The organism is Pseudomonas sp. FW305-3-2-15-E-TSA4 (genome assembly GCF_058787295.1).
On sequence record NZ_JBYSZP010000011.1, the window covers coordinates 191054 to 210307 of the forward strand.

The 19254-nt window shown below is 62.9% G+C and carries 16 protein-coding genes; 10 read left to right on the forward strand and 6 right to left on the reverse strand.

Annotation, left to right across the window (positions count from 1 at the left end):
- Positions 1-28 precede the first annotated feature (28 nt).
- Together ribD and nrdR are read right to left on the reverse strand one after the other, a co-directional pair.
- On the reverse strand, positions 29-1162 hold the full coding sequence (ribD, locus tag AC3WMV_RS17095; protein WP_103367224.1) for a bifunctional diaminohydroxyphosphoribosylaminopyrimidine deaminase/5-amino-6-(5-phosphoribosylamino)uracil reductase RibD: 1134 nt from the start codon (positions 1160-1162) through the stop codon (positions 29-31).
- Entirely contained in the window at positions 1159-1623 is a 465-nt protein-coding gene (nrdR, locus tag AC3WMV_RS17100) for a transcriptional regulator NrdR (protein WP_003228656.1), read from the reverse strand. Before nrdR ends, ribD begins: the two co-directional genes overlap by 4 nt.
- Positions 1624-1750: 127 nt before the next feature.
- Here nrdR and AC3WMV_RS17105 point away from each other — a divergent pair, with 127 nt between their 5' ends.
- The 3 genes from AC3WMV_RS17105 to trxA all read left to right on the forward strand — a co-directional run bounded on the left by AC3WMV_RS17105 (position 1751) and on the right by trxA (position 3911).
- Complete coding sequence (locus tag AC3WMV_RS17105) at positions 1751-2215, forward strand: YbaY family lipoprotein (RefSeq protein WP_027612936.1); 465 nt, start codon at positions 1751-1753, stop codon at positions 2213-2215.
- Complete coding sequence (locus AC3WMV_RS17110) at positions 2212-2868, forward strand: class I SAM-dependent methyltransferase (protein WP_103367223.1); 657 nt, start codon at positions 2212-2214, stop codon at positions 2866-2868. The genes AC3WMV_RS17105 and AC3WMV_RS17110 overlap by 4 nt, the downstream gene beginning before the upstream one ends.
- A gap of 170 nt (positions 2869-3038) precedes the next feature.
- Positions 3039-3911: a thioredoxin gene (gene trxA, locus AC3WMV_RS17115; RefSeq protein ID WP_103367222.1), complete on the forward strand. Its 873-nt coding sequence runs from the start codon at positions 3039-3041 to the stop codon at positions 3909-3911.
- 4 nt (positions 3912-3915) lie between these two features.
- Here trxA and AC3WMV_RS17120 read toward each other — a convergent pair whose 3' ends face one another.
- The gene (locus AC3WMV_RS17120) at positions 3916-4275 is read right to left on the reverse strand and encodes a hypothetical protein (protein WP_096796333.1); all 360 of its coding nucleotides are present in this window, start codon (positions 4273-4275) and stop codon (positions 3916-3918) included.
- A gap of 135 nt (positions 4276-4410) precedes the next feature.
- On the opposite strand from AC3WMV_RS17120, the gene AC3WMV_RS17125 reads away from it, so the two are divergent.
- From AC3WMV_RS17125 to AC3WMV_RS17145, 5 genes are all read left to right on the forward strand, one after another.
- Positions 4411-5013: a DUF2796 domain-containing protein gene (locus AC3WMV_RS17125; RefSeq protein ID WP_027612940.1), complete on the forward strand. Its 603-nt coding sequence runs from the start codon at positions 4411-4413 to the stop codon at positions 5011-5013.
- Between the two features lie 138 nt (positions 5014-5151).
- A complete protein-coding gene (locus AC3WMV_RS17130) occupies positions 5152-5862 on the forward strand; it encodes an ABC transporter ATP-binding protein (protein WP_003228669.1) in 711 nt (236 codons plus the stop codon).
- Position 5863: 1 nt separating this feature from the next.
- The gene (locus AC3WMV_RS17135) at positions 5864-7129 is read left to right on the forward strand and encodes an ABC transporter permease (RefSeq protein WP_027612941.1); all 1266 of its coding nucleotides are present in this window, start codon (positions 5864-5866) and stop codon (positions 7127-7129) included.
- 11 nt (positions 7130-7140) lie between these two features.
- On the forward strand, positions 7141-7659 hold the full coding sequence (locus AC3WMV_RS17140; RefSeq protein WP_027612942.1) for a DUF3299 domain-containing protein: 519 nt from the start codon (positions 7141-7143) through the stop codon (positions 7657-7659).
- A gap of 224 nt (positions 7660-7883) precedes the next feature.
- A complete protein-coding gene (locus AC3WMV_RS17145; RefSeq protein ID WP_027612943.1) occupies positions 7884-8582 on the forward strand; it encodes an OmpW/AlkL family protein in 699 nt (232 codons plus the stop codon).
- 183 nt (positions 8583-8765) lie between these two features.
- On the opposite strand, the gene AC3WMV_RS17150 is transcribed toward AC3WMV_RS17145, so the two are convergent.
- On the reverse strand, positions 8766-9695 hold the full coding sequence (locus AC3WMV_RS17150; protein ID WP_097089387.1) for an NAD-dependent epimerase/dehydratase family protein: 930 nt from the start codon (positions 9693-9695) through the stop codon (positions 8766-8768).
- Complete coding sequence (locus AC3WMV_RS17155; RefSeq protein WP_027612945.1) at positions 9688-10572, reverse strand: sugar nucleotide-binding protein; 885 nt, start codon at positions 10570-10572, stop codon at positions 9688-9690. Before AC3WMV_RS17155 ends, AC3WMV_RS17150 begins: the two co-directional genes overlap by 8 nt.
- Positions 10573-10869: 297 nt before the next feature.
- On the opposite strand from AC3WMV_RS17155, the gene AC3WMV_RS17160 reads away from it, so the two are divergent.
- Entirely contained in the window at positions 10870-15303 is a 4434-nt protein-coding gene (locus AC3WMV_RS17160; RefSeq protein WP_103367221.1) for a DEAD/DEAH box helicase, read from the forward strand.
- Positions 15304-15429: 126 nt separating this feature from the next.
- Here the strand turns inward: AC3WMV_RS17160 and AC3WMV_RS17165 are convergent, their stop codons facing one another.
- A complete protein-coding gene (locus AC3WMV_RS17165) occupies positions 15430-17523 on the reverse strand; it encodes a mechanosensitive ion channel family protein (protein ID WP_103367220.1) in 2094 nt (697 codons plus the stop codon).
- Positions 17524-17851: 328 nt separating this feature from the next.
- On the opposite strand from AC3WMV_RS17165, the gene AC3WMV_RS17170 reads away from it, so the two are divergent.
- Complete coding sequence (locus AC3WMV_RS17170) at positions 17852-19057, forward strand: MFS transporter (RefSeq protein ID WP_103367219.1); 1206 nt, start codon at positions 17852-17854, stop codon at positions 19055-19057.
- The last annotated feature ends 197 nt before the right edge of the window (positions 19058-19254 follow it).

A 19254-nucleotide genomic window follows, 5' to 3' on the forward strand; every position in this document is an offset into this window, starting at 1 on the left:
AAGCCAGCGCTAAGGCGATGGCCGGGAATTATACGCTCGCCGAAACGACTGGCGTCGCAGTGACTCGCCAGTCATCGCCAACCGCGCGGATTTCAGTGATTTTCAGCTCGGGAGCGTCCTTCATATAGGCCAGCGGCCAGTCCAGCAGCGGCCGCGCCGAGGAGCCGAGAAACTTGCCGGCGATGAAGATCACGAACTCATCGACCAGACCAAGCTGCGCGAACGCGCCGGCCAAGCGTGGGCCAGCCTCGACCAGCACTTCGTTGACGCCACGGTTGGCCAGTTCGATCAGCAGTTGATGCAGATCGACCTGACCGTCGTCACCCGGCACGATCAGGCATTCCGGGCCATTGGCGTATTGTTCTTCGACCGCCATGCAGGTGGCGACCAGCACCGGGCCGGCCTTGAAGAACGGCGCATCCAACGGCACCCGCAAGCGCCCGTCGATCAGCACCCGCAGCGGCGGACGGCTCATGGCCCGTGCGGTTTGTTCAGCATCCAGACCCAGTTCGTCGGCGCGCACGGTCAGGCGCGCGCCGTCGGCCAGTACGGTGTCGGCGCCGGTCAACACCACGGCCGCCTGCGCGCGCAAACGCTGCACGGCGGAACGCGCGGCCGGGCCGGTGATCCACTGGCTCTCGCCACTTTCCATCGCCGTGCGCCCGTCGAGACTCATCGCCAACTTGACCCGGACGAACGGCAAGCCGTGTTCCATGCGTTTGAGGAAACCTTGATTGAGCTGGCGCGCCTCGGTTTCCAGCACGCCGCTTTCGGTGGCGATCCCGGCATCGCTCAGACGCTGCAAGCCACGCCCGGCGACCTGTGGGTTCGGATCGCGCATCGCGGCGACCACCCGAGCAACCCCGGCAGTCACCAACGCATCGGCGCACGGCGGTGTGCGGCCATGGTGGCTGCACGGCTCAAGGGTCACGTAAGCCGTGGCGCCCCGGGCCAGTTCACCGGCAGCGCGCAGGGCGTGGACCTCGGCGTGGGGTTCGCCGGCGCGCTCGTGAAAGCCTTCGCCGACAATCTGCCCGTCACGCACGATCACGCAGCCAACCCGTGGATTGGGATGGGTGGTGTAGTGGCCCTCGCGCGCCAGTTCCAGCGCGCGCGCCATGAAGTGGGCGTCGAGGATCGCCTGCTCGGCGGCGCGGGTCATTCTTTCACCGGTTCGCGGGCGAGGCGGTCGATCTCTTCGCGGAACTCGTTGAGGTCCTGGAAGCGCCGGTATACCGAAGCGAAACGGATGTAGGCCACTTCATCGAGCTTTTGCAGCTCGGCCATCACCAGTTCGCCGACCACGAGGGATTTGACCTCGCGCTCGCCGGTGGCGCGCAGCTTGTGTTTGATGTGGACCAGAGAGGATTCAAGGCGCTCGACGCTCACCGGACGTTTCTCCAGCGCGCGTTGCATGCCGGCGCGGAGTTTTTCTTCGTCGAACGGTTGGCGGCTGCCGTCGGTTTTGATCAGGCGCGGCAACACCAGTTCGGCCGTCTCGAATGTCGTGAAACGTTCGCCGCAGGCCAGGCATTCACGCCGGCGGCGCACCTGTTCGCCCTCGGCGACCAGACGCGAGTCGATGACCTTGGTGTCGTTGGCACCGCAGAAGGGACAGTGCATGGTGGCTGGCAACAAAAAAAGGGAGGGCCATGGTAGCGCATCCCGGTGGCAAGACAAGCCATAGGGTTTGCGGTATACAGACTGCCATGATCGTTTGATCCACGGATTTCATTTTCTGGAGCTGCCAATGTCGCTACGACCGCTCGTTTTGCTCAGTCTTTTCGCCCTGCTGGTGGCCTGCGGCAGCGACAAGCCCAAGCCGCAACCGCCAACACCGGGGCCTGCACCACAACAGGCGCAGAAAAAAGCCCGCGAGGCCGCTGACCTCGGCCCGCTGCCGGCCTATCAACGGGAACTGAGTGGCACCCTGCAAGGCGTGCCGGCCGGGGCCGAAGTCGAACTGGCGCTGCTGGTGATCGATGAAAAGTCGCGCCCGCAACAACTGCTCGCCAGTTCCAGCCTGATCGGCAACAACCAGATCCTGCCGTTTCGCCTGCGCTTCAATCCGGAAGCCTTCCCGGCCGGCGCACGGGTTGAGCTGCGCGGGCGAGCCACGCAGTCGGGTCAGTTGATCCTGCACCTGCCGTCGCAAACCATCACCCAGCCGACCACTCAGGCGCTTGGCCAGCTGCAATTTGTCAAAGCACCATGACCGTACCGCTCGACCTGCAACAGGCGCTGGGTGAATTGCTCGGTGATGCGCGGCTCAAGGCCTGCGCATTGCCCGGCACCGATTTGCAGTTGTGGCTGATCGACGGCGAGAACATGGATCGTGAATTCAGCCCGGACGAAACCCGGCGCATCCTTCACGAGCCGCCCTATTGGAGTTTCTGCTGGGCCAGCGGCCTGGCGGTGGCGCGCTATCTGGCGGAGTTCCCCGAGTGGGTGCGCGGCAAGCGGGTGCTGGATTTCGGCGCCGGTTCCGGGATCGCCGCGATTGCTGCGGTGAAGGCCGGGGCGTTGGAGGTGGTTGCCTGTGATCTTGATCCGCTGGCAATTGCCGCGTGCCGGGCCAACGCTGAACTCAATGATGTGCAGATGAGTTATTCGACGGACTTCTTTGCCGAGGCCGATCGCTTCGATCTGATTCTGGTGGCGGACGTGCTCTACGACCGCGAGAACCTGCCGCTGCTCGATGCGTTTCTCAGCCGTGGCCGCGAGGCGCTGGTGGCGGATTCACGGGTCCGGGATTTTCGCCATCCGTTGTATGAGCGAATCGAAATGCTTGAGGCGATGACCTTGCCGGATCTGGCGGAGCCGGAAGAGTTCAGACATGTGAGTCTTTACCATGCCCGGCGTGACTAAAAGCTTCGCGAGCAGGCTCGCTCCCACAGGGGTAACGCATTCCAAATGTGGGAGCGAGCCTGCTCGCGAAAGCATTCTGGCAGGCAACACACCTCTCAAAGACTGACCGCTTCCGGCCACACCCCGCCAAGCCGTATAGTTGCCCCATCCACGCTTTTACGAGATCCCCCATGAGTCAGCAAACGCCGTACATCTTCGACGCCACGACTGCCGATTTCGACCAGTCGGTGATCGAAGCCTCCTTCAACAAACCGGTGCTGGTGGATTTCTGGGCCGAGTGGTGTGCGCCGTGCAAGGCGTTGATGCCGATGCTGCAAGGCATTGCCAAGAGCTATCAGGGCGAACTGCTGCTGGCCAAGGTCAACTGCGACATCGAACAGGACATCGTCGCCCGCTTCGGCATCCGCAGCCTGCCAACCGTGGTGCTGTTCAAGGACGGTCAACCGGTGGACGGTTTTGCCGGTGCGCAACCGGAATCCGCAGTGCGCGCGTTGCTTGAGCCGCATGTGCAAATGCCGCCGCCGGCCGCCGCCGATCCGTTCGAACAGGCGCAGGCGCTGTTCGATGAAGGGCGTTTCGCTGACGCGGAAGCGGCGCTGGTGGTCATGCTCACCGAAGACAACAGCAACGCCAAGGCGCTGATCCTCTACGCCCGCTGCCTGACCGAGCGCGGCGAACTGGACGAAGCGCAAACCGTGCTCGACGCGGTCAAGAGCGATGAGCACAAGGCTGCACTGGCCGGGGCCAAGGCGCAGATCAAGTTCCTGGGACTTGCCCGTGATCTGCCGGATGCTGCCGACCTCAAGGCGCGTCTGGCCAAAGATCCGCAAGACGACGAAGCGGTGTATCACCTGGCGATCCAGCAACTGGCGCGTCAGCAATACGAAGCGGCGCTGGAGGCCTTGCTCAAGCTGTTCATCCGTAACCGCAGCTACGGCGAAGGGTTGCCGCACAAGACCTTGCTGCAGGTGTTCGAACTGCTGGGCAACGATCATCCGCTGGTGACCGCTTACCGGCGCAAGGTCTTCGCTGCACTGTACTAACCGCTCACTCGACCCAGCTGTAGAGCGGCGTATCGCCGCCGCTCGCCACTTTCACCTGTGAACTGTGGCGCAAGCGCACCAGCAGGCGTTTGCCTGCGGCCGCGCTGCCGGTCAATCCCTCAAGCTGCTCCAGCAGATCCGGCCCGCTGAGCTGCCCGGCCTTGCGCAACAGATCCTGCGCGACCTGCCACAACGCATCGTCCTGGTTCAGTGGCTTCACTGCCGGCGTGCTCAATGCCGCTTCAGGCTGATCACCCTGCGGCTGCGCGCCAAGGGCTGCGCCGAGCTTCGCCCAATCACTGTCATCCAGCTCCACCGTCAAATCCACCGGCGTCGCGCCGACGGTTCCGCGTATCCGCAACATCTGCTTCGCTCCTGCACATTTCTGACCTGCATGCTCCCACGGGACTTGTGCAACGCCAAGCGCACGGGCAAACTCTGCGAACTTTCGTTATAAGATTACATAACAAACTCTTCACTTTACTTTCCGGAGACCGCCATGCGTCGTCTGCTGCTCGCTTTGCCGTTTGCCCTGTTGCCGCTGGCCATCGCCCATGCCGCCGATGAGCACGATCATGACCATGAGCACGGCAGCCTCGGCGCCCACGAACATGGCGTCGGCCGCTTGAACGCCGCACTCGACGGCCAGACCCTGGAGCTGGAACTGGAAAGCCCGGCGATGAACCTGGTGGGCTTCGAACACGCCGCCGCCAGCGACGCCGACAAAGCCAAAGTCGTGGCCGCGCGCACCAAACTGGAAAACCCGCTGGCGCTGTTCAGCCTGCCAGCCGCCGCCGGTTGCAAGGTCACCAGCCAGGAACTGGAAAGCCCGCTGTTCGGCGACAAACCGGCTGCCGACGAGCATGACGATGATGACCACGACGAAGATGCCAAGGGTGGTGAAGCGCATCACCACGATCACAGCGAAATCCACGCACACTACCAATTCAGTTGCGCTGCACCAGGTGCCTTGAAGACGCTGGATCTGGCGAACGTCTTCAATACCTTCCCGGCCACTCAGAAAATTCAGGTACAACTGATCGGCCCGAGCGGCCAGCAGGGTACGGAAGTGACGGCCAAGGCGGCTGCCCTGAAATTCTGATCACACCGACAATCCCCTGTGGGAGCGGGCTTGCTCGCGAATGCGGTGTGTCAGTCAACATGGATTTGGCTGATCCACCGCGTTCGCGAGCAAGCCCGCTCCCACAGGGTTATGTGTTCACTCCATGAAACTGGTGCCATGACCCAAGCACTCATCGAACTGTCCGACCTGGGCTTCAACTGGCCCGGTCACCCGCCGCTGCTGGACATCCCGGCGTTTCGCCTGGAACCGGGCGAAACCCTGTTCCTCAAAGGCCCCAGCGGCAGTGGCAAGACCACCCTGCTCGGCCTGCTCGGTGGCGTGCAGAAACCCGGGCGCGGCAGCATTCGCCTGCTCGGCCAGGAACTGACCGAACTCGGTGCCGGCGCCCGCGACCGCTTTCGCGTCGATCACACCGGCTACATCTTCCAGCAGTTCAACCTGCTGCCGTTTCTTTCGGTACGCGAGAACGTCGAGTTGCCGTGCCACTTCTCCAGATTGCGTGCCGAGCGGGCGAAACAGCGTCACGGCAGCGTCGATCAGGCCGCCGCCACCCTGCTCGCCCACTTGGGCCTGAAAGATGAAAGCATCCTCGGTCGTCGCGCCGATTCGCTGTCGATCGGTCAGCAGCAACGGGTCGCCGCCGCTCGTGCCTTGATCGGCCAACCGGAACTGGTGATCGCCGACGAACCGACCTCGGCGCTGGATTACGACGCCCGGGAAAACTTTATCCGTCTGCTGTTCGCCGAATGCCGCGAAGCCGGCTCGAGCCTGTTGTTCGTCAGCCACGACCAGAGCCTGGCGCCGCTGTTCGACCGTCACCTGTCCCTGGCCGAGCTCAATCGCGCCGCCACGTCTGCCGAGGTCTGAGATGTATCTGTTTCGTCTGGCCATGGCCAGCCTGGCCAACCGCCGCTTTACCGCCCTGCTCACCGCGTTCGCGATCGCCCTGTCGGTGTGCCTGTTGCTCGCCGTCGAGCGCGTGCGCACCGAGGCCAAGGCCAGTTTCGCCAGCACCATCAGCGGCACAGACCTGATCGTCGGCGCCCGTTCAGGTTCGGTGAACCTGCTGCTGTATTCGGTGTTCCGCATCGGCAACGCGACCAACAACATCCGCTGGGACAGCTTCGAACACTTCGCCAGCAACCCGAAGGTGAAGTGGGCGATCCCGATGTCCCTCGGCGACTCCCATCGCGGCTACCGGGTGATGGGCACCACCGAAGCCTATTTCGAGCATTACCAGTACGGGCGCCAGCAGCATCTGCAACTGGCTGACGGCCGGGCGTTTGCCACCGATCCGTTCGAAGTGGTGCTCGGCGCCGAAGTCGCCGAAGCGCTGCATTACAAGCTCGGCGACCAACTGGTGCTGGCCCACGGCGTAGCGGCGATCAGTCTGGTCAAGCACGACGACAAACCGTTCACCGTGGTCGGCATTCTCAAGCGCACCGGCACGCCGGTAGATCGCACGTTGCACATCAGCCTCGGCGGCATGGAAGCGATTCACATCGACTGGCACAACGGGGTGCCGGCCCGGGGTAACGGCCGGATCACCGCAGATCAGGCACGCAACATGGACCTGACGCCGCAGGCGATCACCGCGTTCATGCTTGGCCTCAACAGCAAGATTTCCACCTTCGCCCTGCAACGCGAGATCAACGAATACCGCGGTGAGCCGATGTTGGCGATCCTGCCGGGCGTGGCCTTGCAGGAGTTGTGGAGCCTGATGAGTACTGCGGAAAAAGCCTTGTTCGTGGTCTCGCTGTTCGTGGTGCTGACCGGGTTGATCGGCATGCTCACGGCGATTCTCACCAGCCTTAACGAGCGTCGCCGCGAGATGGCGATTCTGCGTTCGGTCGGTGCGCGGCCGTGGCACATCGCGAGCCTGCTGGTGCTGGAAGCCTTTGCCCTGGCGCTGACCGGCGTAATCGCCGGACTGGCATTGCTGTACATCGGCATCGCCGCCGCGCAGGGCTATGTGCAGGCCAATTACGGTTTGTATCTGCCGCTGGCATGGCCGAGCGAGTATGAATGGACGCTGCTCGGTGGCATTCTGGCGGCCGCGCTGCTGATGGGCAGCGTGCCGGCCTGGCGCGCGTATCGCCAATCCTTGGCCGATGGCCTGTCGATCCGTTTATGAGGATGTTCACCATGCCCCGCGCCGTGCTTGCGCTGCTGTTGCTGGTCGCCCTGCCTGTGTCGGCAGCGGCGCCGAAAGACCTGACCTGGTCGGAGATGATCCCGCCAGACGCCGCGCCGGAAGTGCCGAACATGACGCCGTTGCACGACATGTCGAAGATGAGTGATGCGCTCTCGGCCGAGTCGGCGCCAGCCGCCAAGCAGGACATGCCCAACGCGCCGGTGGTGCAGAGTCTAGACGGGCAGAACATCCGCCTGCCGGGCTACATCGTACCGCTGGAAGTCAATGAAGAAGGACGTACCACCGACTTCCTGCTGGTGCCGTACTTCGGCGCCTGCATCCACGTGCCGCCACCGCCGTCTAACCAGATCGTGCATGTGAAAAGCGAGCTGGGCGTGAAGCTCGACGAGCTGTATCAGCCGTACTGGGTCGAGGGACCGTTGCAGGTCAAGGCGTCCACCAGCGAACTGGCCGATGCCGGGTATCAGATGGCGGCGGACAAGATTTATGTGTATGAGCTGCCGGAGTGAATCCCGGTAGTTTTTGTATTGTTTGATCCGTCCTCTTCGCGAGCAAGCCCGCTCCCACAGGTGACCGAGTTCCAAAGTGGGAGCGGGCTTGCTCGCGAAGGGACCGGCCAAGGTTCCACAAAAAACCGGGGCATCACTGTTTCATTGAGCTGAGTCAAAAGACCGTATCAGTTGGCTTCATACCATAGGACATCAGAAGCTTTTAACGTCCTTTTGGAGCCCCCATGAACAAGTCCTTGCTCAGCGCCTCGCTGTTTGCCCTCGCGCTCGCAGCCCCGCTCGCCCACGCCCACGAAGCCGGCGACATCATCGTTCGCGCCGGTGCGATCACCGTCAACCCGAAGGCCGACAGCTCCAATGTCAAGGTCGATCAGGGTCCGTTGAGCGGCACCAACCTGGGCGGCAAGGCGACCATGAGCAGCGACACCCAACTGGGTCTGAACTTCGCCTACATGCTGACCAACAACATCGGTATCGAGTTGCTGGCGGCCTCGCCGTTCGAGCATGACGTAAAAATCAAAGGCACCGCGCTGCCAGCCGCCAACGGCAAACTCGGCACCCTGAAACACCTGCCGCCCACCCTCAGCGTCGTGTACTACCCGCTGGATGCGAAATCGCCGTTCCAGCCCTACATCGGCGGCGGCATCAACTACACCTGGATCTACGACGAGCACGTCGGCAGCGAAGCCCAGTCCAACGGCTTCAGCAACTTCAAGGCGAAAAACTCCTGGGGCCTGGCCTGGCAGGTCGGCGCTGACTACATGCTGACCGACAACATCATGCTCAACGCCCAGGTGCGCTACATCGACATCGACACCCGCGCGACTGTCGAGAATAACGCCGTGGCACCGGGCACCCGTGCCAAGGTCAATGTTGATGTCGATCCGTTTGTGTACATGGTGGGTCTGGGCTACAAGTTCTAAGGCAGATTCAACCAGGAACGTTCACGTGGTGGTGGATGAGGCTTTGGGTGAGCAGGCTTAGAACTGACGACGATCACTTCGTGATCGATCGGGGATAAATCCCCTCGCCACAGGATTAGCGACAAATTCCGGCCGTGAAAAAGGCGCCTGTAACAAGGCGCCTTTTTCATGTCTGCGATAAACCTACTTGCCGAGCAACCGCGCCAGCCCCACGCGCATCGGCGTCGGCTCTGGCAGCTTGAAGCGTTGCAGCAAACGCGCGTTGTTCGCCCTCGAGTGACGGATGTCGCCGGAGCGCGCCGGGCCGTAGCTGACCGGGGGCAGTTCGCCGACCACTTCCTGCAGCGCTTGCAGCATCTGCTTGAGGTTCATTGCCTGATTCCAGCCGACGTTCATCGCCCCCACTTCCACTTCAGGCTTGTCGATCGCTTGCACCAGCACGTCGACCAGATCCTCGACATAGAGGAAATCGCGGGTCTGCTCGCCATCGCCGAACACGGTGATCGGCAGGCCTTTCTGTGCCCGCTCACTGAAGATGCTGATGACCCCGGAGTACGGCGAAGAGGGATCCTGGCGCGGGCCGAAGATGTTGAAGAAGCGGAAAATTACCGGCTCCAGACCATGCTGGCGACGGTAGAAATCGAAGTAGTGCTCGCCGGCCAGTTTGTCCGAGGCATACGGGGTCAGCGGGGCTTTTGGCGTCTCTTCGTCAATCGACTCGCCTTCACCGTTGTTACCGTACACTGCTGCGCTCGAGGCGTAGAGCACGCGCTTGACCCCGGCCTGACGCATGGCTTCGCAGACATTCAGGGTGCCGATGAAATTGCTCTGGTGGGTCTTCACCGGATCGTCCACCGACGCCTGCACCGAGGCCACCGCCGCCAGATGCGCTACCGCGCTGCAGCCTTGCATGACCTGCGCGACCAGCGCGGCATCGGCGACGTCACCGACGATCAATTCGACCTGCGGGTTGTCCAGCGGCAGGTTGCTGCGTTTGCCGGTCGACAGATCATCGAGAATCCGCACCGAGTGGCCGGTGGCGAGCAACGCGTCAGTCAGGTGCGAGCCGATGAAACCGGCGCCGCCAGTGATTAAAACAGGGCCTTCAGCCATGACGATAAAACCTATCCAGTAAAGCCGGGAGTGCGGCGCGCCAGGCGCGGGGCTTGATCCCGAAAGTGTGCAGAATTTTCTTGCAGGCGAGTACCGCGTGTTGCGGTTCCTCGGCGGCGTCCGGCCGCGCGGCATGGGCCTGAGCGGTCGGCGCTTCGATTGCCAACTGATGCAGGCTGCGCGCTTCGGTCAGAATCGCCTGCCCGAGCGCCAGCGGCGTGGTCGCTTCGTGGCCGGCGTAATGGTAAGTGCCCCACAGCGGCGCCGCGCAATCGAGCTGCTTGAGCACCGAAATGATCACCCGTGCCGCGTCATCCACCGGGGTCGGATTGCCCCGGCGGTCATCGGCCATGAGCAATTCGTCCGGTTGTTCGGCGCGGGCGAGGAAGCGCCCGAGGGTGCCTTCAGGGCTGTCATCGAGCAGCCAGCCGAAGCGCAGCAACACGTGTTGCGGGCAAGTGGCGCGAACACTTTGCTCGATGCGCCACAGCGCCTGACCGCGCAGGCCCAACGGCACCGGCTCGTCTTTTTCGCTGTAGGCGGTCGCCCGCGAACCGTCGAACACCCGATAGCTGGAAGGCTGCACGAGGATGATGTTGTGGTGCTGGCACAGCTCGGCCAGCCGCTCGATGGCGCGTTCTTGCCCGGCCAAACGGCTTTCGCTGACGGTCTCGGCCTGGAACCAGTCGAAATAGTAGGCGAGGTTGATCAACGCATCCGGACGGGTATCGTCGAGCAGTTGCGTCAGGCTCGCGGCATCCCAGCCGTCTTCTGGCGGGCGGGGGGCGAGGAAACCGATGTCTTCTTCCGCACCGAGGCGAATCAGCGCCTGCCCAAGGGCATTTCCGCCGCCCAGTAACATAAGGCGCATTCGCATAGAGTCAGCAGGCCCAGTCTGATTGGAACGATGGCTTTAGCGACGGTACTTGTGACACCCGTCGTCGATAATTGCCGGAATCGTTGCATTTTGCGGGTTTAGTGCGCAACCGTCACCCGTAAAGTGTAGATCCCTGGCATTTGTGGCGTTGCAGCAGGCCTCTTCGCGAGCAAGCCCACTCCCACAGGGGAATGTGGTCAACTGTGGGAGCGGGCTTGCTCGCGAAGAGGCCCGGCCAAACGCTGAAGATCCCAGCGGTACTTGCATCTTGCCGCCCCCACCCGCATAACTTGAGCCATGAATCTGCCCATCCTCAAGGACGCCGCCCTGGCAGGCTTTCACCCCGCCGTCAGCGCCTGGTTCAGCAGCACCTTCCCGACGGTCACCGCCGCCCAGGCCCGCGCATGGCCGTTGATCCGCCAGCGCCGCTCGACACTGATCGCCGCGCCCACCGGCTCCGGCAAAACCCTCACCGCCTTCCTCGCGGTGCTCGACGATCTCGTCCACCGGGGTCTGGAAAACCCCGACGGCCTGCCCGACGAAACCCTGGTGGTCTACGTTTCGCCGCTCAAGGCGTTGTCCAACGACATCCGCATCAACCTGCAGAACCCGCTGGCGGGAATCACCGAGCAGTTGCGCCAGACGGGCCTGCCCGAACTGCAGATCACCACGGCGGTGCGCACCGGCGACACCCCGCAAAAAGACCGCGTCGCCATGCGCAAAAGTGCGCCGCACATCTTGGTGACCACTCCGGAATCGCTGTACGTGCTGCTCGGCTCCGAGTCCGGGCGCAAAATGCTCGGCAGCACGCGCACGGTGATCATCGACGAGATTCACGCCATCGCTGCCGGCAAACGTGGCAGTCATCTGGCGCTGAGCCTCGAACGCCTGCAGGCGCTGTGTGCCGAACCCTTGACCCGCATCGGCTTGTCCGCCACGCAAAAGCCGATCGATGCCGTGGCACGGTTTCTGGTCGGCACCGATCGCCCCTGCGAGATCATCGACATCGGCCACGCCCGGCCACGGGATCTGGGCATCGAGGTGCCGCCGGTGCCGTTGTCGGCAGTGATGGCTAACGACGTCTGGGAGCTGGTTTATGACCGGCTCGCCGAACTGGCCCGCGAACACCGCACCACGCTGATTTTCGTCAATACCCGGCGCCTCGCCGAACGCCTGAGCCGACACCTCAGCGAACGTCTGGGCAAACACGCCGTCGCCGCGCACCACGGCAGTCTGGCCAAGGAATTCCGCCTCGACGCCGAACAGCGGCTCAAGCGTGGCGAACTGCAAGTGCTGATCGCCACGGCTTCGCTGGAGTTGGGCATTGATATCGGCGAAGTCGATCTGGTCTGCCAAATATCCTCGCCGCGTTCGATTGCCGGGTTTCTGCAAAGGGTCGGGCGCTCCGGGCACCAAGTCGGCGGCACACCCAAGGGCCGCTTGTTCGCCACCACCCGCGACGACCTGATCGAGTGCGCCGCCCTGCTCGACTGCGTGCGCCGTGGCGAACTCGACACCCTGCACATCCCCCAAGCGCCGCTGGATGTGCTGGCGCAGCAGATCATCGCCGAAGTCAGTTGCAAGGAATGGGCGGAAGACGCGCTGCTGGCGCTGTTTCGCCAAGCATCGCCGTATCGCGATCTCGACGAAAAACACTATCAGGCGCTGCTGACGATGCTCGCCGAAGGCTACAACGGTCGTCAGGGCATCCGCAGCGCCTACCTGCACCGCGATGCGGTCAGCCGCACCCTGCGTGGCCGCCGTGGCGCGCAACTGACCGCCGTGACCAGCGGCGGCACCATCCCCGACAACGCCGACTACAGCGTGCTGCTGGAACCGCAGGGCCTGAGCATCGGCAGTGTCAACGAAGACTTTGCCGTGGAAAGCATCGCGGGTGATGTGTTCCAGCTCGGCAACACCTCTTACCGCATCCTGCGGGTTGAAACCGGCAAGGTGCGGGTCGAGGATGCTCAGGGCCAGCCGCCGACCATTCCGTTCTGGCTCGGCGAAGCCCCGGGGCGCAGCGATGAATTGTCTGCGGCGGTGGCGCGGCTGCAAGCGACTCTCGACCTGTTGCTCGGCGCCAGCCCCGGCGATCTGCAACCGACGCTCGTTTGGCTGACCGCAACCCTCGGTCTGAACCGCGCCAGCGCCGAACAACTGGTGGACTATCTCGCCCGCGCTCGCCTGACCCTCGGCGCCCTGCCCTCGCAGGACACGCTGTTGATGGAACGGTTTTTCGACGAGTCCGGCGGCACCCAGTTGATCATCCATTCACCGTTCGGCAGCCGCATCAACCGCGCCTGGGGCCTCGCCCTGCGCAAGCGTTTCTGCCGCACCTTCAACTTCGAATTGCAGGCTGCCGCCAGCGAAGACGCGATCGTCCTGTCGCTGTCCACCAGCCACAGTTTCGAACTGGATGATGTCTGGCGGTACCTGCACAGCAACAGCGCCGAGCACATCCTGATTCAGGCAATTCTCGACGCGCCATTGTTCGGTGTGCGCTGGCGCTGGAATGCCGGGGTGGCGTTGGCGCTGCCGCGTTTTACCGGCGGGCGCAAAGTCGCGCCGCAGTTGCAGCGGATGAAAAGCGAAGACCTGATTGCCAGCGTGTTCCCCGATCAGATTGCCTGCCTGGAAAACCTCGCCGGCGAGCGGGAAGTCCCTGAACATCCGCTGGTGGAACAAACCCTCGACGACTGCCTGCACGAGGCCATGGACAGCGACGGCTGGCTCAACCTGCTGCGGCGCATGGAGCGCGGCGAGGTGCGATTGATCAGCCGCGATCTGCCGGCACCGTCACCGCTGGCGGCAGAAATTCTCAGCGCGCGGCCGTACAGCTTTCTCGACGATGCGCCGCTGGAAGAACGCCGCACCCAAGCGGTGATCAACCGGCGCTGGAGCGATCCGCAGTCCACTGATGATCTCGGTGCGCTGGACGCAGACGCCATTAACGCGGTACGTGAAGAAGCGTGGCCGACGCCGGCCAACGTCGATGAAATGCACGAGGCGCTGATGAGCCTTGCCTGCATCAGCGACCTTGAAGTTCAGGCTGGCGAACACTGGCGCGAATGGCTTGACGCGCTGACTGCGAGCGGTCGCGCCTGCCGCTTGGCCGTTCCGCGAGTAACGGCAAAAGAAAAGCTTCGCGAGCAGGCTCGCTCCCACATTCAACCGCGTTCCGCCAGTTGGAACACTGTCAACTGTGGGAGCGAGCCTGCTCGCGAAGACGGCCTCACAGTCACTACACATCCACAGCCTGGCTCGTTGTGGCTGGCGCGAGAACGCCTGACCTGCCTGTTGGCGCTTTATCCACAGGCCACGCTGCAACCGCAGCAAGAGGCCTTGCCCGGTTTCAACGAACCTTGGACGTTAGAGGAAGCGCTGGTCGAAGTGCTCCGCGCGCGACTGGGCGCATTTGGCCCGCTGCCGTTAGCCGCCATTGCCGAACCACTCGCGTTGCCGATACCGCAGGTCAATCAGGCCCTCGCGCAACTGGAGCGCGAAGGCTACGTGCTGCGCGGTAAATTCACCCCGGGCGCGACGGTTGAGGAATGGTGCGAACGGCATCTGCTGGCGCGCATTCATCGCTACACGGTCAAGCGTTTGCGCCGGGAAATCGAGCCGGTGGCGTTGCAGGATTTCATGCGTTTTCTGTTCGACTGGCAGCATCTGTCCTCCGCTACGCGCGCTCAGGGCAGCGCGGTGTTGCCGGCGATTGTCGGCCAGTTTGAAGGTTACCCGGCAGCGGCTTCGGCGTGGGACAGCGACATTCTCCCGGCACGCCTGAAGGACTATTCGCCGAGCTGGCTGGATGACCTGTGTCGCAACGGCAAACTGGTGTGGACGCGGCTCAGTGCCCGACAGAAAGTCAGCGGCACGGCGTTGCGCAGTACGCCGATTGTGCTGTTGCCGCGCAGTCAGGTCGGGTTGTGGAGTGCGCTGGCCGAGCAAACGCCGGTCAGCGAACTGTCAGCGAAAACGCAAAAGGTCTACGAGACGCTGAGTCAGCACGGCGCGTTGTTTTTCGATGAGTTGATCCACGAGGCGCACCTGCTGCGCACCGAGCTGGAAATCGCCTTGCAGGAACTGGTCGGTGCCGGCCTGGTGAACGCCGACAGCTTCGCCGGTTTGCGCGCCCTGATCACCCCGGCGAGCAAGCGCCAGCAACGCAGCAGTCGACGCGGGCGCGGGGCGTTTGTCGGTGGCATGGACGATGCCGGGCGCTGGGCGTTGTTGCGGCGCGGGCCGCTCATGGAGAACAGCCAGAGCGCTTCGCCGGAAACCCTCGAACATGTCGCCATGACCTTGCTGCGCCGCTACGGCGTGGTGTTCTGGCGTCTGCTGGAGCGCGAGGCGGATTGGCTGCCGAGCTGGCGCGAATTGCTGCGCACATTTCATCGGCTGGAGGCCCGTGGCGAGATTCGCGGCGGGCGGTTTGTCAGTGGGCTGGCGGGGGAACAGTTTGCCTTGCCGGAGGCGATTCCTTTGCTGCGGGAGGTTCGGCGGCGGGAGCATGACGGCAGCTTGATCGCGGTGTGCGGGGTGGATCCATTGAACCTGGCGGGGACATTGTTGCCGGGGGCAAAAGTGCCGGCGTTGGCGAGTAATCGGCTGGTATATCGCGATGGGGTGCCGGTTGCTGCCGAGATTGCTGGCAAGCAGGTTTTCTGGGCTGAGCTGGATCAGATCACCATGGAACAGGTGCGCAGCAAGCTGATCCGGCATTGATGTCGACAGTTCCGGCCCTTTCGCGAGCAAGCCCGCTCCCACCGGGGATCTGCGGCGTTCACAAATCCAATGTGGGAGCGGGCTTGCCCGCGAAGAGGCCGGCAATCCCAGCACAAAATCCGGCGGTCAGGTACTCGACTTCTGCGGCACCTCGCTTGCCACCAACTCCCCCTCACCCTGCCGCTTGGGCAACAAAACCTGCTGTGGATAAGTCTGCGCGAAATGCACGTCGGGACTGTTATCCACAAGCTTTTTCAAACGCTGGTTGAACGCCCGGCTCACTGCATACTGCCCGCCCGACACGGTACGGAATTGTGCGGTCAGCACCACGCCGTTCAAGTCCATCCGGTCCACCCCGAACACATCCAGCGGCCCCTGCAGGTTGTACTTGAGGAACGGGTCTTCACGGATCGAATCACCAGTCTCGCGGATCAGCTCGATGGCCTTGTCGACATCGGTGTCGTAAGTGAACTGCACCGAGAAAAATGCATAGGCGAACTGCCGTGATTGGTTGGTCACTGCCTTGATCTGGCCGAACGGCACCGAATGCACAAACCCCTTGCCGTCACGCAGGCGCAGGGTGCGGATGGTCAGGCCCTCGACCGTACCGGCATGCCCGGAATCAAGCACCACCCAGTCGCCGATCGACAGGGTGTCTTCGATGATGATGAACAGCCCGGTAATCACGTCCTGCACCAGTTGCTGCGAACCGAAACCGATCGCCAGACCGACCACCCCCGCACCGGCCAACAGTGGCGCAACGTTGATCCCGAGGTTGGCCATGGTGGTGATCGCGCAGATCACCACCAGGATGATTTTGATCGCATTGCGCAGCAGCGGCAGGATGGTTTTCACCCGGGTGCTGGGCTGGCGCGACGAGCGTTTGCTGACCGGTGGTTTCAACGCTTCCTGAATCGCCGTGTCGAGCACCACCCACAGCAGCCAGGTGACGAGGAAGATCAGGCCGATGCTGCTCAACGCGTTGCTGATCGCGCGGCCGATCGTGCTGCTCTGGGCGAAATCAAGCAGTGAGACGCCCCAGATCCGCCCGAGAATATCGATGAAGGCAATCGCAATAACGATCCGCAGCAACGCGTGCAACAGGCTGAGAAAGCGTTCCTTGTAGGCGCTGCTGCGCTGGATCGCTTCGGCCTTTCGCGACTTGAACAGGTGCTGGAGGATGGTGCTGAGGAACACCGTGCCGATCAGCAGCACGGTGGTGAACAGCGCACAGCGCAGGGCCTTTTGATTGTCCTCACCGATGCCGATCAGATTCACCGCCGAAACCAGCACCATCAGCACGATGGGCCAGTACCAGAGCCCGGAAAAAATCCGCAGCGACTCCTGCAGTGAGGGCTGTTTCAGACGTTGCGCCAGTGGCCGATTACGGATCAGGTGCGCCACCGGCCGACGCAGGCGAATCACCAACAGACCGAAGATGATCGAGGCTATCAACCCAGTGAACACCGCGACGCTGCTGGTGATGTTGCCACCCAACTGACGGGCGATCTGTGGGCTGGTCAACGCATCACTGAGGGCGGCGAGAAAGCCAATCAGGAACAGCGGCTTCGGGCAGTAGTCGCGGATGATCCGCGCGGCCGGCCGTTTGTGGCCGACGTTGAACATCACCACCACGCACAACAGCATCGAGGTGGAGAAAATCCCGCTGCTGGTGGCATACGCCAGACACAACGCCAGCGCCCGACCCACCGAGGCTTGCAGAAAGTGGCTGACGTACAGCGTCAACGGCAGGCAGATCAGCGCCGGCACGGTGTACGGCAGCAGGTAACCCGCCAGATCCTGACTGCGTTGGCGGGTACGCAGCCAACGGCCCTGACTCAGCCGCTTGGCCAGCAGGCTGCCGAGCACCGTAAGCAACGCGAAGGCGCCAAGCCACACGCCGGACAGCATCAGGAAATCTCCGGCGACGCTCCAGCCGGATCGGTTCGACGGCTGGTTGACCAGTTTGTCGACTTCGTCCGCCGCACGGTCGGCACGCAGACGCCAGGCGTCGACCAGATGCTCGTTGAGATCGAGTTTGTCCTGCACGTCGTCGATGCTCGAACTGATTGCGCCGAGCAGACCGCCCTGCACAATCGGCTCGGGTTTGGCCGGTTCTTCAGCAGCGGCCGGAACACCCGGCAACGTGGCGGCTTCGAGTTCGCTGGCGCCGAGAAACAGCAGCGCTCCCAGCAAAATGGCGATCCTGAACTTGATCAAAACTCCGATCCCTCTTGGCTGAACCTGTAAGGAACTGATCGGTGAATGGCGGACAAGTTCGGTTTTTGGGTCAATGACCTTCCCCCTGTGGTGAGGGGATTCATCCCCGATCGGCTGCGCAGCAGTCGTAGACATCTGCTTTCACACCCTTTGGAACCGTTTGGGGTTGCTTCGCAACCCATCGGGGATAAATCCCCTCACCACAGAATTCACAGCACTCCGTGGATATTTGCGCCAGCAGCAAATATCAAATGCCCAACCCTGTATTTTTCCGCACAACCCAAACTCCGACACTGCGCTCCATTCAAACCTCTACCGGAGTGCTGTCATGCCCATTGCCTTGCTCGCGCTGACTCTCAGCGCATTCGCCATCGGGACGACCGAGTTCGTCATCGTTGGCCTGTTGCCCACCATCGGCGCCGATCTCGGCGTCAGCCTGCCGTCCGCCGGGCTGCTGGTCAGTCTGTATGCGTTGGGCGTTGCCATTGGCGCGCCGGTGCTGACCGCCCTCACCGGCAAAGTCCCGCGCAAATTGTTGCTGCTGTCGCTGATGGTGTTGTTCACCCTCGGCAACCTGCTGGCCTGGCTGGCGCCGGGTTATGAATCGCTGGTGCTGGCGCGGATCGTCACGGGTCTGGCCCACGGGGTGTTCTTCTCCATCGGCTCGACCATTGCCACCAGTCTGGTGCCCAAGGAAAAAGCCGCCAGTGCGATTGCGATCATGTTCACCGGACTCACCGTGGCCCTTGTGACCGGCGTGCCGCTGGGCACCTTCATTGGTCAGCATTTCGGCTGGCGCGAAACCTTCCTCGCCGTCTCGGCGTTGGGTGTGATCGCCTTCATTGGCAGCCTGCTGTATGTGCCGAACAACATCGCCCACAGCAAACCGGCGTCCTTGCTGCAGCAACTGCAAGTGCTGAAACAACCGCGTCTGCTGCTGGTGTACGCCATGACCGCGATCGGTTACGGCGGCTCGTTCATCGCCTTCACCTTCCTCGCGCCGATCCTGCAGGACCTCTCCGGCTTCAGCGCCAGCACCGTCAGCCTGGTGTTGCTGGTGTACGGCGTGTCGGTGGCGGTCGGCAATATCTGGGGCGGCAAACTGGCAGACAAACGCGGGCCGATCAGCGCCCTGAAAATCATCTTCGCCCTGCTCGCGGCCGTGTTGTTCGTGCTGACCTTCACCGCCGCCCATCCATGGCTGGCGCTGGCCACGGTGCTGGTGTGGGGCGCGGTGGCGTTTGGCAACGTGCCGGGGTTGCAGGTGTATGTGGTGCGTCAGGCTGAACATCACACACCGCGGGCAGTGGACGTGGCATCCGGGCTGAACATTGCTGCGTTCAACCTCGGGATTGCCGGTGGGGCGTGGGGCGGCGGATTGATCGTCGAACATCTGGGCCTGATTCATACGGCGTGGATCGGTGGTCTGGTGGTGCTGGTGGCGCTGGCACTCACCGCATGGAGCGGTCGACTGGATCGGCTCGGTCCGGCCTATGCCGAACCGGCTCAAGGCCGAGTATTCACGGGCCACTGAGTAACCCTGTGGGAGGGGGCTTGCTCCCGAAGTCGGTGTATCAGTCGCCATTGATGTTGACTGAACGACCGCCTTCGGGAGCAAGCCCCCTCCCACATTAGCTTTGTGTTGCTCTCAGGGATGTACCGTCCGTAACGCCACCGAAACTTTCCCGAACCGCCCGCAGTCATCAACAGACACAGGCTGTACGAGGACTG

Coding starts and splice junctions, on each gene's coding strand:
- AC3WMV_RS17105 (WP_027612936.1), top strand. CDS start 1,751: ATGTCGCTACGACCGCTCGTTTTGCTCAGTCTTTTCGCCCTGCTGGTG.
- ribD (WP_103367224.1), bottom strand. CDS start 1,162: ATGACCCGCGCCGCCGAGCAGGCGATCCTCGACGCCCACTTCATGGCG.
- AC3WMV_RS17160 (WP_103367221.1), top strand. CDS start 10,870: ATGAATCTGCCCATCCTCAAGGACGCCGCCCTGGCAGGCTTTCACCCC.
- AC3WMV_RS17155 (WP_027612945.1), bottom strand. CDS start 10,572: ATGCGAATGCGCCTTATGTTACTGGGCGGCGGAAATGCCCTTGGGCAG.
- nrdR (WP_003228656.1), bottom strand. CDS start 1,623: ATGCACTGTCCCTTCTGCGGTGCCAACGACACCAAGGTCATCGACTCG.
- trxA (WP_103367222.1), top strand. CDS start 3,039: ATGAGTCAGCAAACGCCGTACATCTTCGACGCCACGACTGCCGATTTC.
- AC3WMV_RS17170 (WP_103367219.1), top strand. CDS start 17,852: ATGCCCATTGCCTTGCTCGCGCTGACTCTCAGCGCATTCGCCATCGGG.
- AC3WMV_RS17135 (WP_027612941.1), top strand. CDS start 5,864: ATGTATCTGTTTCGTCTGGCCATGGCCAGCCTGGCCAACCGCCGCTTT.
- AC3WMV_RS17145 (WP_027612943.1), top strand. CDS start 7,884: ATGAACAAGTCCTTGCTCAGCGCCTCGCTGTTTGCCCTCGCGCTCGCA.
- AC3WMV_RS17140 (WP_027612942.1), top strand. CDS start 7,141: ATGCCCCGCGCCGTGCTTGCGCTGCTGTTGCTGGTCGCCCTGCCTGTG.
- AC3WMV_RS17125 (WP_027612940.1), top strand. CDS start 4,411: ATGCGTCGTCTGCTGCTCGCTTTGCCGTTTGCCCTGTTGCCGCTGGCC.
- AC3WMV_RS17120 (WP_096796333.1), bottom strand. CDS start 4,275: ATGTTGCGGATACGCGGAACCGTCGGCGCGACGCCGGTGGATTTGACG.
- AC3WMV_RS17130 (WP_003228669.1), top strand. CDS start 5,152: ATGACCCAAGCACTCATCGAACTGTCCGACCTGGGCTTCAACTGGCCC.
- AC3WMV_RS17110 (WP_103367223.1), top strand. CDS start 2,212: ATGACCGTACCGCTCGACCTGCAACAGGCGCTGGGTGAATTGCTCGGT.
- AC3WMV_RS17150 (WP_097089387.1), bottom strand. CDS start 9,695: ATGGCTGAAGGCCCTGTTTTAATCACTGGCGGCGCCGGTTTCATCGGC.